This window comes from Luteibacter sp. HAY1-4A (genome assembly GCF_056755355.1).
On sequence record NZ_JBNDHZ010000021.1, the window covers coordinates 60,027 to 73,211 of the forward strand.

The following is a 13,185-nucleotide window of genomic DNA, read 5'->3' on the forward strand; positions in this document are numbered from 1 at the left end:
CGGCTCCCGCTCAGAACGAGTACTTCACGGTGACCAGCGCCGTGCGGCCCGCATCGACGATATCCGAATTGGCGAGGCTATAACGGCCGATGTGCGACCAGTACTGGTATTGCCTCGTCAGGTTGCTGACCTGCAGGTCGAACTGCAGGCCGTTCTCCATGGCGTACCCCACGTGCAGGTCGACGCGCCGGATCGGCCGCAGCCAGAGGTCGTCCCATGGCGCACCCTGGTTGAGGAAGTCGTACGTGGAGATGAACGAACCCGTGTAGTGATAGCTCAGGTTCACCGAGAAGCCGTACTTCTCGTAGAACAGCTCCGCGTTGGCCAGCGTGCGTGGAGCCTGCTGCAGGCGCTCGTTCTCGAAGCCCTCGCGTCCCAAGTCCACACGGGAATTCTGCTTCGTGGCGTTGACGCTGAAGCCGAGCCCGTTCCAGGCCCCTGGCAGGTTCTCGAACTTCTGCCGCACCGTGGCTTCGATGCCGTACACGCGGCCGTCGCCGCCGTTCGTCGGCGTCTTCGTCAACACGGTGCCCACTCCCGAGGTGTTCGGATTGGCCTGCCCACCGCCGCTGTCGTAGATATAGTCGCGCAGCTTCTTGTAGTAGCTGGTGAGCGAGAAGAAGCCGCCGTTGCCGGTGGTCCATTCCGCGCCCAGGTCCACGTTGGTGGCCTTGATCGGATCCAGGTCAGGATTGCCGCGCGTGATCGTGGTCACGCCGTTGGACACACTGATCTGCTCGCCGCCGCCCAGCTGGACGAATGCCGGGCGCGTATAGCTCTGCCAGATCGCCCCGCGGAACACGACGTTGCCGCCCGGACGGTAGTTGATGAACAGGCTGCCGAGGGGTTCGTTGTAGATGGTGCGGTTGTTCGAGAAATAGCCCGGCAGTTCGTTGCCGTCGGCGTCCTGCGGCGTCGTCCAGAAGGTGTTGTGGATGGACGTGTGCTCGAAGCGCACGCCGGGAATGATCTCCAGCGGCCCCTGCTCGATGGTCGCCATGGCATAGGCGGCGGAAACGGCCTCGGTGCCGCGCATGGTGTCGCAGTTGAAATTGTTGAAGTCGAGCTGGCTGCAGGTATCCAGGTCCGACGGCTGCACATGCGCATCGATCAGCGCGGCGACGGCGGCGCGGCTCACGTCCGGCGTTCTCCAGGCGTACTTGCCCGGGAAGATCTGGTTGTAATAGCCCTTGAAGATACCGAGGTCGCCGAGCGTAGTGGTGCCATCGTTGATGCCGCCCGTGCTCCAGTCGCGGTTGGTGAACTCGCGTGAGCTGTCGCTGTACTTCACGCCGAACTTCAGCGATTGCACCGGGCCGTCGTCGAAGTCGTAACGCAGGTCGAGTTTTGCGCCGCCGCGCTTTTGGCCTGATCGGATACGGGTGACCTCGCCATAGTCGTTGGCCCACATGTTCTGGATGTTGTTGACCGAGTTCAGCAGTGCCGGGGTAAGTACGGGATACGGAAAGTGGCTGCCGCCGTAGGAGAGCAGTGAACCCCGGTTGTAGGCGAAGTTGTCCTGCGAGTACTTGTCCTCCCGGCCGTCGATCTCGACATGCTCGGGGCGATCGTTGCGGCCGATGCTCCAGAACACGTTCGGCGAGATCGTCCAGCCGCCCGCGGTCTTGTCCGCGCCGAACTGGATCGTGCCGAGGTCGGCGCGCTCAGGATTGGTTTCGAACCAGAAACGGTTGGCGATGCGCCCGATGTTCGGCGAGTACACGCCGGGAGTCGCAGTGGGCACGTAGGTGACGTTTTGCGGAAGCAGCTGGTTGTACGTGGTGTTCTGTTCGGTCAGTGCATACGCGTAGGACAGCTTGGCGTAGGCGTGGAAGGTGGGATCGATGTTCCAGTCGAACGACATGTTGCCGCCGTAACGGCGCTCGAACCCCGAGGCAATACCCACGTTGGTGCCGATGCTGGCGAGGTTGTGCTGCGGATCGTAGCCCGGTGCGTTGTCGCCTTCGGCAGTGGCGTGCAGGAACGCCCACGAGCCGTCATTGCTCGCGCTTTCCGCCGCGCCGACCTCGCTGTTCGCGATGTTGCGATAGTCGTAGTACGCGCTGACATACACGCCGAATTGCTTCTCTTCGCCGAACTTGCCCTGCAGTTCGCCGGCGAGGCCGCCGCCCAGCCCGCTGCCGCCGTAGTCGCGGGCGCGGCTCTCGCTACGGCCGCTGGCCGTTACGCTGCCGCTGAAATCCTTCTTGAAGTCGAAAGCGCTGGGCGTACGGAAATCGATGGTGCCGCCGATGGCGTCGCCATCCATGTCGGCTGTTGAGGTCTTGTTGAGCACGATGGTCTGCAAGCCCGACGGCGGCAGCAGGCTGAGCTGCACGCTGCGGCTATAAGGCATGCCTTGGGCGACGTTGCTACCGTTCACCAGGTTCACGTTGTACTCCGACGGCAGGCCGCGTACGGAGGCGAACATGCCCTCGCCACGCGCCGCGCCGTCGACGCCGCCAAAGTAGCCGGTACCCGTGGTTGTCACGTTCACGCCCGACATCAGGCCCAGCGCTTCGGCCACGTTGTGCACGGCCGTGTGCTGCAGGTCGTTGGCCGAGAGCACGTCCACCGTATTGACCGAGTCCATGCGGATGCTCGTCGCTTCGTAGCGGTTGGCCACGACGCTGAGCGCCTTCATCTGTACGGCCTTATCCTTGGCTGCCGTCGCCGGCGGGTCCGCGCTCGGCGCCGCCTGTTGCGCGAACGCCGGCACGCCAAGGAACCCAATGGCCGTGCAGATGGCCATGACAAGCGCTTTCTTCGTCAGATCATGATTGTTACGCACAATGCACCCCACCCCGAAAGTGTCGCTGAAGGCAGCACGAAGCCCTCCGCCGCGTGCTGCGGATATGCTGACCAGCGACCTTCGGCATGCACGGACGGCCTGCACGCGGTGAGGGCCGCGATCAGGCGAACGTCATGTCATGCCCGCGCCCGGCGCGGGATATCAGGAAGGGATGCCGATCAGGAATGGATCAGCGGGTGTGTCGCGGCGGCGAATAGCCGGCAAGGGACTTGCCCCGCGAACGCAGGGCGCTGAGCTTGGCGCGGGAGAGGATCCGCTGGCCGTCGGCCTGCACGAACGGGAACGACGGTTCCGCCATGGCGCAACCCGGATGTGCTGGATTGTGACTGCGGTGTCGCATGATGACCCCTCGCGGAAGACGCCGCGTGCAATGGCAACGCGGCGCTTCGACAACATATAGCGCACCGTAAAAAGCGCGTCAACAAGCGCATTTAAAGCGATTTTCCTGGTGCGAAGCAGCATCCCGGGGATGACACGGGTCCTGGACGTGACTCCGCCTTATGGCCGATGGTGACCTCTTCGGCGCCCGGCCACATTCACGGTTTCGTTCCGGGGAACTCGTCATGCCTTCGAGCAGGTGCCGTTTCGGTGCGGCCGTTGCGTTTGCCGTTGCATCGTTTGCATGCGCCACGGTCTTCACACCCGGCATCGCGCAGACGCAGGACCCCGGTACCGTGGTCACCTCATCGCCTTGCCACGTCGGTTCAACTCCGCCGACACCCGGGCCTGCCTGTCTTCTCGCCCATCAGGAACTCGGCTCCCTGCCCGACGAGCCCGTGTACTGGCACATCGACGAGTTCCCGAACGAGGTCGCCGCGCAGGCTGCCAAGGGAAAGTTCGGAACCGTGGTGGTCGATTACGGAAAGGTCTGGCTGTTCACGATCGGCGGTAGGACGTGGCGAGCGCAGGGAGGCGTGCACGCCGCCACGATCGGTCCGCTTCCCGTCACCAAGGCGGCATCGTTCAGCGCCGAGTATCTGCATTCGTTGTTTACACCCGGCATGAGCGCGCCCATTCACAAGCATTCGGGTCCCGAAGGGTTCTATGCGCTGGACGGCGATACGTGCCTGGAGATGCCTGGTGGTGTACACACCGCCACGGGTCCCGGCAATCATCTTGTGATGCCGGGCGGTCCGCCGATGCTTCTGATGGCGACGGGCACGGTGCCACGGCGCGGCTTCGCGCTGATCCTGCACGACTCGACCTTGCCGCCGACCACACGCGTGACCGACTGGCAGCCGTCCGGGCGCTGTCGAGCGTAAAGCGATGCTTTTGTACGGATATGCGGCGGGCATCGTGCGAGGACCGACAAGCCATCCATGGATGACGGCCCTAGGCTTGCACCGCGAATCAGACCGTCGGAGAGTCCCATGAACAGCGTCGCAGTTCCGTCGTCGCCCACGCGCGGCATGGACATGAAGTTCGAGATCGTCGTGATACCCGTCGCGGACGTGGATCGCGCCAAGCGTTTCTACGGCAACCTAGGCTGGCGGCTTGACGCGGACTTCGCCAGTGACGACGGCTCATACCGGGTCATCCAGTTCACGCCGCCGGGATCTGCTTGCTCCGTCATCTTCGGAACGAACGTCACCGCGGCAGCACCGGGCTCCGCGCAGGGCCTGTACCTCATCGTCTCCGACGTCGAAGCCGCCCGGAAGGATCTGCTCGACCGTGGCGTGGAGATCGGCGAGGTGTTCCACGGTGCATCAGGTGTGTACGCCGGATCCGACGAGCCCTACCTCTTCGGGCGGGTCCGTGTCTCCGGCGTACATCCGGAGCGGGGCAGCTATCGCTCGTTCGCGTCGTTCCGGGACCCCGACGGCAACGGCTGGCTACTGCAGGAGATCACCCAGCGCCTGGCTGGACGTATCGAGGCCGACGGCGCCACCTACAGTTCACGCCAGGATTTTGCGGCGGCGCTTCGACGAGCCGAAGCCGCGCATGGCGAGTACGAGAAACAGAACGGTGGGCAACGCGATGAGAACTGGCCGGACTGGTATGCCGACTACCTTATCGGCGAGCAACAAGGACGGGATCTTCCGACGTGAGGACGCCGTAGCGTAAGCAGCGTAGCGGGACGCAGGCAGGTGCGCTTCATCGTCTGTCCCGCGCAGCCGATCGCTATGGACGAGCCTCCACACCCTTCCCCTTCGGCGACCCGTACCAGGCACCCGTGCCGTTCACGATCCGCACCACGGACAGCATCACGGGCACCTCCACCAGTACGCCGACCACCGTCGCGAGTGCGGCGCCCGAGTGCAGTCCGAACAGGCTTACCGCCGCCGCCACTGCCAGTTCGAAGAAATTGCTCGCGCCGATCAACGCCGAGGGTCCGGCCACGCAGTGTTCGACACCTAGCCAGCGATTGAGCAGGTATGCGAGCCCCGACGTGAAATAGACCTGCACGAGGATAGGCACGGCGAGCATGGCGATGATCAGGGGATGGGTCAGGATCTGCTCGCCCTGGAAGCCGAACAGCAGCGTCAAGGTGAGCAGCAGGGATCCCAGCGACAAGGGGCCCAGGCGGCGCAGGCATCGGTCGAGAGCGGCCGCTCCCGCACGCGCGAGGATCGTCCGGCGCAGGATCGTCGCGCCGATCACCGGCAACACGATGTACAGCGCGACGGAAAGCACCAGCGTCGCCCACGGCACCGTGATGGCCGAGACGCCAAGCAGCAGCGCGACCAGCGGCGCGAAGGCCAGCACCATGATGCCGTCATTGATGGCGACCTGGCTGAGCGTGAAGTTGGGCTCGCCGCCACACAGATTGCTCCACACGAACACCATCGCGGTGCAAGGCGCAGCGGCCAGCAGGATCAGGCCCGCCACATAACTGTCCACCTGCGCGGGCGGAAGGTACGCGGCGAAGACATGGCGCAGGAAAAACCAGGCGAGCAACGCCATCGAAAACGGCTTCACGGCCCAGTTGATGAAAAGCGTGACGCCTATGCCTTTCCAATGCCGGCCCACCTGCCGCATGGCACCGAAATCGACCCGCAGCAACATCGGTACGATCATCAGCCAGATGAGCAGCGCGATGGGCAGGTTCACCTTGGCAAGTTCCATCGCGCCCAGCGCTTCGAATGGCGCGGGGAACGCGTGGCCAAGTGCCGTTCCCAGGACGATGCATGCCGCCACCCAGATGCTTAGATACCGCTCGAAGAAGCCAATGGACGGACGACCGGAAGCGCGCTCAGACACAGGCGGCGTCCCCGGACTCGATGACGCCGATGCGATCCAGCGCCGTCTTCAGGGCATCCCGATCGGCCCACGCTTCCGGTGCGAGGGCGAGGAACGCCGAGAGTCGCGCCTTGATGGTGGCGTGGGCGCGTGAGAACGCGGCACGCTTTTCCTCCTCCGTGCCCTCGACGGCGGCCGGGTCCGGAAGACCCCAATGCGTGCGCACGAAGTCGCCGAAGAAGACGGGACATGGTTCGGATGCCGCGCTGTCGCATACGGTGACCACCACATCGATAGGCGGTGCGCCGTCTCCGGCAAATTCGTCCCACGACTTGCTGCGCACGCCCACCGTGGATATACCGGCCGCGGCGAGCGTTTCGAGTGCGTAGGGATTGACCCGTCCGGTAGGTTGGCTACCCGCACTGAAAGCCTCGAACCCCTCCCCGCCCCATGCACGCAGGGTGGCTTCGGCCATGACGCTCCGGGCGGAGTTGCCGGTGCAGACGAACAGGACACGGTGATGCACGGATGAGCCTCGCAAGTTCAACAGCAGGTATCGTCGGATCGGCAGGGCGCCGCCGCCGGAAGGCAGCCGGTGAGCGGGCCGTCCGCGCAACAGTTCTCGGTGAGGTAAGCGATCAGCCCATTCACCGCGTCGAATGCGGCGCGGTAGCAGACGAAGCGACCTCGCGGTTCCGCCGTGATGAGCCCCGCATGCAAGAGGTGCTTCAGATGGAACGACAATGTCGCGCCAGGCAGACCCAGTTCGTCGCCGATCTCGCCGGCCATGCGCCCTTCCCGGCCCGCGACGACGAGCAGGCGGAATATCGCCAGGCGCTTGGCATGGCCGAGCGACGTAAGGGCGGCGAGAACTTCTTTTGTTTCCATAAAACTAGAATAGTCGAATAATTGTGCCGCGAACAAGTCCAGGGCGGCATCACTGAGCCGCTGGGTCGTTTACGGTGGGCTTGCCGCCGCGCCAGCGCACGGCTGCAAGCAGGCACGTGGTCGCAATGCTCCCGATCGTCGCCAGGAACATGTCCTTCTGCGCGTCCCACTCGTCGCCCTGGGTGCCGAGATACGTCTGTCCCAGGTCACCTCCGAATACGACCGCCGCGCCCCACTCCACCAGTTCGTACACCATCGAGTGGGCCATCACGAAGGTCACCGGGACGATCCAGCGCCACACGCCGCGCAGGCCGGCCCTGCGGGCAAACAGTTCGAGCACCGCCGGCATCACGAGCAACCCGTAGGCGAAGTGCACCACGCGGTCGTAGTGATTGCGCGAGCCGCCGGACCTGACCCACGACAGGTCCGGCAACCACGTCAGCCACTGCGGATACGGCACCATCGAATAAGTAAAGTGCGCGCCGACCTCGTGCAGGCAGAAGAACAAGAACAGCGCCGAATAACTCAGTGCGGAAAAGCGCAACCGACGATAGCCGAACACGAACAGCGGGATGGCGATCGCCACCAGCGCGTTTTCCAGCAGCCAATCGCCCCGGTCGGCAGGAGACCAACCGGACCAGACGAGCACAGGTACCGTCGCGGCCAGCAAGACGGGGGCAAGCGTCAACCGCTGCCGATTCCGCGCATGGACGGCTTTTCCTCGAGTATTTTGCGGTTGTGCGGACAAGGCGGCATTCCGATCGCGGTCGCGGTACATAAGACTGCCACGAGCGGCAGACGGCGTTGACACAGATCAAGATGCGCGCCGGGCAGGCTTGCCGTCCAGTGGCTCCTCCTCTCTAATGGGCGGTGAGCGACCGGCACGACCGTCGCACCTCTCAAGGGAAGTCTCCATGGCGGCCGATACATCGGGCGACACGTTATTGATCGTCGACGACGAAGTCGACGTGACGACGCTGCTGTCGCGCTATTTTTCGGCCCAGGGCTTCCAGGTGGTGACCGCGGGCGACGGACAGCAGATGCGCACGGCGCTCGGCAGCCAGCGGGTCGACCTCGTCCTGCTCGATCTCGGCCTGCCAGGCGAAGACGGCTTCGCCATCACCCGTTACCTGCGTGAGCAATGGCGCGGTCCCGTCGTGATCGTCACCGGGCGCGGCGAGGCCGTCGACCGTATCGTCGGCCTCGAACTCGGCGCGGACGACTACGTGACGAAACCCTTCGACCTGCGCGAGCTCCTGGCGCGCGTACGCAGCGTTCTCCGTCGCGCGCGCGGCCCGTCCGACCCAGCCCCCGCGGCGACGGCGGGCGGCTTGGCCTTCGACCGCTTCGTGCTCGACCTGCGCACGCATACGCTTGCCGACCGCGAAGGCGGGCGGATCGAGCTGACCACGGGTGAGTTTGCCCTGCTGCGCGTGCTGGTGGAACACCCCAACCAGGTGATGACCCGCGACCAGCTGATGAACCATGTGCACGGGCGCGAGGCCGGTCCCTTCGACCGCGCCATCGACGTGCAGGTGGGCCGCCTGCGCCGCAAGATCGAATCCGATCCCGCGCAGCCGCAGCTGATCAAGTCCGTGCGGGGTACCGGTTACCTTTTCACCCCCACGGTGCAACGCACATGAGTTCCTGGCCGGACCGTTTCGCGGACGCTGCCCTCTTCAAGGCCCTATTCGAAACGGCACCGGACGCCATGGTCGTCGTCGACCGGAGCGGCACCATCGTCCTGGCCAACCCCCGGGCGGAATCGCTGTTCGGGTATGCGCAGGGCACGCTGGCCGGACAACTCATCGAGGTACTGCTGCCCGACCAGGTGCGCGCCCTGCACGTGGCGCATCGCACGCATTACATGGACAGCCCGCGTGTCCGTCCCATGGGCGCCGGCTATGAGCTGACCGGCGTGCGCGCCGATGGCTCGCCGTTTCCGGTGGAGATCGGCCTGAGCCCCATCGCAGGAGGACCGGGCACGCTCTTCGCCGCGTCCATCCGCGATATCTCCGAAACACAGCGCGCCCGCGAGGCGCTGGCACGCAGCCGCTACGATGCCGCGCTGGCGGACATCAGTCGCCGCATCCTCGTCGCGCCGAATCACGAAGCGGCGCTGGCCGAGATCCCCGCACTGATCGCATCCGCGCTGAACGCACCCGCGGTCGCGATCCTGCTTACCGATCCGCACGGGGACAAACCTCGTGTGAGCGGTTCGTCGGGGCTCGATGCCGCATTCAAGGACAGCCTGTCGCAATTGCCCTGGCTGTCGATGCTCGATCCATCCTGCCGCGGCAGGATGGACGCGGGCGAGGTCGTCGCCTTCCCCGCGCTCCGCGATGCACCCTCACCGCATGCGGTGGTCACCACGCTGCCGGACCGGCGCATGCCGGCGGGCTACCTGGTGGCCTGGTTGCCGCCAGGCAACGGCAGCGACCGCGACAGGCACCATTTCGTCGGCGCCGTGGCCAACGTGCTCTCCGGTGCCATCCAGCGAGGCCACGCCGACGAACAGCTGGCCCACGCGCAGCGCCTGGATGCCCTGGGCCAACTCACCGGGGGCATCGCGCACGACTTCAACAACTTGCTGACGATCATTTCCGGAAACCTGCAATTGCTGGAAATGGACGGCGGACGAGATGCCGCAACGGCAGAGATCGTGGCGAGCGCGTCGCGCGCCGTCGAACGCGGTTCGGCCTTGACCCGCAAGCTGCTCGGTTTTTCGCGGCGCCAGCGCCTGACGCCACGCGCGGTGCGCCCGGAACTGCTCCTGGCCGATCTCAGCGACATGCTGGGCCGCACGCTGGGGGAACAGATCCGCGTCATGGCGAGCTGCACCGACGCCCTTCCCGCGGTTTTCGCCGACCCGGGCGAGCTGGAGGCCGCGCTGATCAACCTCGCGTTGAACGCGCGAGATGCCATGCCGGGCGGCGGCAAGTTGATCATCTCCGCGCGCGCGCTGGAGGTTCAGGGCGACGAAGACCTCGATCCGGGCTCCTATGTAGTGTTTTCGGTGGTCGATTCCGGCACCGGCATGCCGCCGGAAGTCAGCGCCCGCGCCTTCGAACCATTCTTCACCACGAAAGGTGCCGGCAAGGGCAGCGGACTGGGCCTCAGCATGGTCTACGGTTTCGTGAAGCAATCGGGCGGCCGCCTCACGTTGGAGAGCGAAACCGGCGTGGGCACACGGATCGAGATGGTGCTGCCCGTGGCTCGCGAGCCCGCGGTCGGAACGCCGGCGCCTGCTGCCGTCGCCGCGAGCGGTGCGAGCATCCTCGTGGTGGAGGACGAGGCCGAGGTGCGCCGCATCGCTGCGTCCTTCCTGCGCGCGGCGGGGTATGTCCCCCTGGAGGCGGCCGATGCTGCCTCGGCCCGCGCCATCTTCGACGCGCGCGACGACATCGAGATGCTGTTCACCGACGTGGTGCTCGGTGCCGGCGAATCCGGGATCGAACTGGCCCACGAACTGAAGTCGCGGCGTCCGGCGCTCAAGGTGTTGCTGACTTCCGGTTACGAGTATGGCTCCAGGGGCGACGAACTCATGGAAGAACCAGCCTTCCCGCTGTTGCGCAAGCCCTATCGCCGCGAAGAGCTGATGGCAGTCTGGCAGCAGGTACTGTCGCGAGCCTGATCAGGCGGCGACAGCCATGTCGCGCAGGCCCTGCGCATCCAGGACGCGCACTTCCCTGCGCTGCACGCTGATGAAGCGACGGTCGGCCAGGTGCGAGAGCGCGCGGCTCACCGTCTCGTGCTTGATCGCCAGGAAGCTGGCGATGTCCAGGCGGCTCATGCGCAGGATGAAGTGCTTGGCGCTGTAACCCATGCGCGCCTGCCTCGCTGCCATGTCGATCAGGAAGGCCGCCACCCTGGGCTCCGCGGCGAGCGTGGAAAGCAGCAGCATCCAGCCCCGGTCGCAACGGATTTCCGCGGCGAGCGCGGCGTGGATCTGTTCCTGCAACCCGGGAATGTGCACCGCGGCCTTCATCACGGCCGGATACGGGAGTTCCCAGCTTTCGCTGTCTTCGAGGGCGACGGCGTCGCAGGCGTAAGAGTCCAGGCCGATCGAATCCACGCCGACCAGCTCGCCGCGCATCTTGAACGCCGTAACCCTCTCGCGGCCGTCGTCGGTCAGGCCTGAGGTCTTGTAAGAGCCCGAGTGGATCAAGTACAGGGCCCGGAAGGGCTGTCCTGCGTGGAAAAGGTGCTGGCCGGCGCGATGCTTCCGGCGGGTGACTGCCAGGTGGTGCTGGAGCAGGTCCATGTCCAGGGTCGATTCCGACGATGGCGTCGTGGGCCACGCCGTCCAGGGAAGCGATCGGGTGGATGACTGCTCGATGTGTGTGTTCACGCTGGCGTCCTGTGGTCGACCTCATTGCTGTGTAGCCACCTTAAGCACCGCCCGTCACGGAACGTGTTCGGGACGGCAACGGTTCGTAACGCTTTGTAACAATCGGGCCAGGAAGGTTCTGCCGTTGACCGGCGTCAATGTCGAGGCCGCCGATCTGCGTTCCGATAAGGCTGCTTCCATCCGGAGGGGACGCGGTCGTGTTTCCACATCTGCTCGTCGCTATCGATCGCCGTGCCGGCACCCGGCGCGACGTCGACCTGGGATTCCGCATCGCATCCCGCATCGGTGCCCGGGTGACGGTGCTGTTTGTCGTCACGCCCACGCACCGCGACGCGCAGCCGGCACACGGGCTACGGTCACAGGACGCCATCAAGGAGGGAGAACGACTGTTCCGGCGCGTACGCCGGATGGCCAATACGCTGGGGGTTCCCTGCGTGTGCCGTTTCGCCTTCGGAAGCGACCCGGAGATGATCGTGCGCGAGGCGGCTACAGCGCACCACTGCGACCTGGTGCTGTTCAGTGCGCCAGAAGCAGGGTACCCGAGACCGATGCAGCAATGCTCGAGTGAAACAGGAAACGCCGGGGCAGAGCGATGATGAGTGCGTGCTACAGGTATAAGGCCTCGCGTGGCATGGCCGACTTGACCGGAGTCAAGCGCGGCCACTCTTGCTCTCCTTCCGTTCACCGGGAACCCCGTTGTTGGGCCAGCGCTTGCGGAAGCGGTTGACGCAGGTCAATCCCGCTTCGCATTGATCCCGGTCAAGTCGCCGGCCGCGGGCCGGCGCATTCTCGACACAGCACAAGAAGCGCGGGGGACATCATGTTCAAGCACATTCTTCTTCCGACCGACGGCACGCCGGCCTCGCTGAAAGCCGCGCGCGTGGCCATGGAACTTGCCAGGCGTTGCAGCGCCCGCCTCTCGGCGCTGCACGTCGTGGAATGCGCCCCCGCCCGCCCCCATCGCGGCGGCGTGGCCACGGTCGCCGAGATCGACGGCATCGTCGAGGCGCAGCGCATCTCCGCGGCTTATCTCGGGCAGGTGGAAACGATGGCGCTCGCTCACGGCGTGGTGTGCTCCTCCGCACAGGTCACCCATGCGACGCCGGCGCGGGCCATCGTCGAATTCGCGAGCCAGCACGCCTGCGACCTGATCGTGATGGGAACGCACGGCAGGCACGGACTCGAGCGCCTGGTGCTCGGCAGTGAAACGGAAGCCGTCCTTCTCGCCACCCACGTGCCGGTGCTGGTCTGCCCTTAGGAGACATCCCATGTTCGAGCGCATCCTTGTCCTGGTCGACGGTTCCGAAGCATCGAGCCGTGCCGTCCACCTGTGCATGGACGCGGCCGCCGTCCTTGGCAGCCATGTCTACGCACTCAACGTCGTCTCGCCGCTGCCGACGGTGAGCCTGCTCGCCGACTACATCGAAGGCGACGGCTGCTTCACCCGCGTCACCTCCCAAGCGCAGTCCCTGCTCGACCAGGCAAAGCGCGTGGGAGACGCGGCCGGCGTCAAGGTATCGACGGAATACACCTTCGACCACCGGCCGGATACCGTCGCGGTCGCACGCGCGGGCGCGCACTGCTGCGACATGATCGTGGTGCCGGGTAAGGGCCCCGGCCATCGCCGGGCGTTCCTGCACGATGTAGCGCAAGGCATCCTTCGCAGCGGCGACGTTCCGCTGTTGGTCTGCCCGTAGCGGCCTTATTTCAAGTCCTTCGCGGATGTCCGGCGACGGCGCCTTGTCGTCGTTGCGAAGCCTGGTGAATGAATAGCGATGGGTTTGGATTCGCACATCTGCGCACGTCTGTAGGAGCCGCCATGGCGGCCAGACAACCTCGCGACATGCTCCAAGGCTACTTTTCTGTGGGAAGCGGGGGGGGGGGGGGGGGGGGGGGGGGGGGCCCGCCGGGCGCGGGGGGGGGGCGGCGCGGGGGGGGGCGCCGGGCCGGCCCG

General features: G+C 65.6%; 14 protein-coding genes. 7 read left to right on the forward strand and 7 right to left on the reverse strand.

Annotation, left to right across the window (positions count from 1 at the left end; all coding sequences use genetic code 11):
- Window positions 1-10 precede the first annotated feature (10 nt).
- A complete protein-coding gene (locus ACPYOD_RS09170) occupies window positions 11-2,752 on the reverse strand; it encodes a TonB-dependent receptor (RefSeq protein WP_481301433.1) in 2,742 nt (913 codons plus the stop codon).
- A 229-nt stretch (window positions 2,753-2,981) separates the two neighbouring features.
- On the reverse strand, window positions 2,982-3,152 hold the full coding sequence (locus ACPYOD_RS09175) for a hypothetical protein (RefSeq protein WP_481301434.1): 171 nt from the start codon (window positions 3,150-3,152) through the stop codon (window positions 2,982-2,984).
- Between the two features lie 223 nt (window positions 3,153-3,375).
- Here ACPYOD_RS09175 and ACPYOD_RS09180 point away from each other — a divergent pair, with 223 nt between their 5' ends.
- Together ACPYOD_RS09180 and ACPYOD_RS09185 are read left to right on the forward strand one after the other, a co-directional pair.
- On the forward strand, window positions 3,376-4,074 hold the full coding sequence (locus tag ACPYOD_RS09180; protein ID WP_481301435.1) for a hypothetical protein: 699 nt from the start codon (window positions 3,376-3,378) through the stop codon (window positions 4,072-4,074).
- Window positions 4,075-4,182: 108 nt separating this feature from the next.
- The gene (locus ACPYOD_RS09185; protein WP_481301436.1) at window positions 4,183-4,860 is read left to right on the forward strand and encodes a VOC family protein; all 678 of its coding nucleotides are present in this window, start codon (window positions 4,183-4,185) and stop codon (window positions 4,858-4,860) included.
- A gap of 73 nt (window positions 4,861-4,933) precedes the next feature.
- Here ACPYOD_RS09185 and arsB read toward each other — a convergent pair whose 3' ends face one another.
- From arsB to ACPYOD_RS09205, 4 genes are read right to left on the reverse strand one after another with little or no spacing between them, the layout of a single operon-like run.
- Window positions 4,934-5,983, reverse strand: a complete 1,050-nt coding sequence (gene arsB, locus ACPYOD_RS09190) for an ACR3 family arsenite efflux transporter (RefSeq protein WP_481301448.1) — start codon at window positions 5,981-5,983, stop codon at window positions 4,934-4,936.
- A 22-nt stretch (window positions 5,984-6,005) separates the two neighbouring features.
- Entirely contained in the window at window positions 6,006-6,518 is a 513-nt protein-coding gene (locus ACPYOD_RS09195; RefSeq protein WP_481301437.1) for an arsenate reductase ArsC, read from the reverse strand.
- Between the two features lie 17 nt (window positions 6,519-6,535).
- Entirely contained in the window at window positions 6,536-6,880 is a 345-nt protein-coding gene (locus ACPYOD_RS09200; RefSeq protein WP_481301438.1) for an ArsR/SmtB family transcription factor, read from the reverse strand.
- A gap of 49 nt (window positions 6,881-6,929) precedes the next feature.
- Window positions 6,930-7,658, reverse strand: a complete 729-nt coding sequence (locus ACPYOD_RS09205) for a DUF2238 domain-containing protein (RefSeq protein WP_481301439.1) — start codon at window positions 7,656-7,658, stop codon at window positions 6,930-6,932.
- Window positions 7,659-7,794: 136 nt separating this feature from the next.
- On the opposite strand from ACPYOD_RS09205, the gene ACPYOD_RS09210 reads away from it, so the two are divergent.
- Window positions 7,795-8,523, forward strand: coding sequence for a response regulator (locus ACPYOD_RS09210; RefSeq protein WP_481301440.1), 729 nt, complete (start codon window positions 7,795-7,797; stop codon window positions 8,521-8,523).
- Entirely contained in the window at window positions 8,520-10,514 is a 1,995-nt protein-coding gene (locus tag ACPYOD_RS09215; RefSeq protein ID WP_481301441.1) for a PAS domain S-box protein, read from the forward strand. The genes ACPYOD_RS09210 and ACPYOD_RS09215 overlap by 4 nt, the downstream gene beginning before the upstream one ends.
- Here the strand turns inward: ACPYOD_RS09215 and ACPYOD_RS09220 are convergent, their stop codons facing one another.
- On the reverse strand, window positions 10,515-11,231 hold the full coding sequence (locus tag ACPYOD_RS09220) for a Crp/Fnr family transcriptional regulator (protein ID WP_481301442.1): 717 nt from the start codon (window positions 11,229-11,231) through the stop codon (window positions 10,515-10,517).
- Window positions 11,232-11,428: 197 nt separating this feature from the next.
- On the opposite strand from ACPYOD_RS09220, the gene ACPYOD_RS09225 reads away from it, so the two are divergent.
- The 3 genes from ACPYOD_RS09225 to ACPYOD_RS09235 all read left to right on the forward strand — a co-directional run bounded on the left by ACPYOD_RS09225 (window position 11,429) and on the right by ACPYOD_RS09235 (window position 12,928).
- Window positions 11,429-11,827 (forward strand): universal stress protein, encoded by a 399-nt coding sequence (locus tag ACPYOD_RS09225; protein ID WP_481301443.1) that lies wholly within the window; start codon window positions 11,429-11,431, stop codon window positions 11,825-11,827.
- Between the two features lie 224 nt (window positions 11,828-12,051).
- Complete coding sequence (locus ACPYOD_RS09230; RefSeq protein WP_481301444.1) at window positions 12,052-12,489, forward strand: universal stress protein; 438 nt, start codon at window positions 12,052-12,054, stop codon at window positions 12,487-12,489.
- Window positions 12,490-12,499: 10 nt separating this feature from the next.
- Complete coding sequence (locus ACPYOD_RS09235) at window positions 12,500-12,928, forward strand: universal stress protein (protein ID WP_481301445.1); 429 nt, start codon at window positions 12,500-12,502, stop codon at window positions 12,926-12,928.
- The last annotated feature ends 257 nt before the right edge of the window (window positions 12,929-13,185 follow it).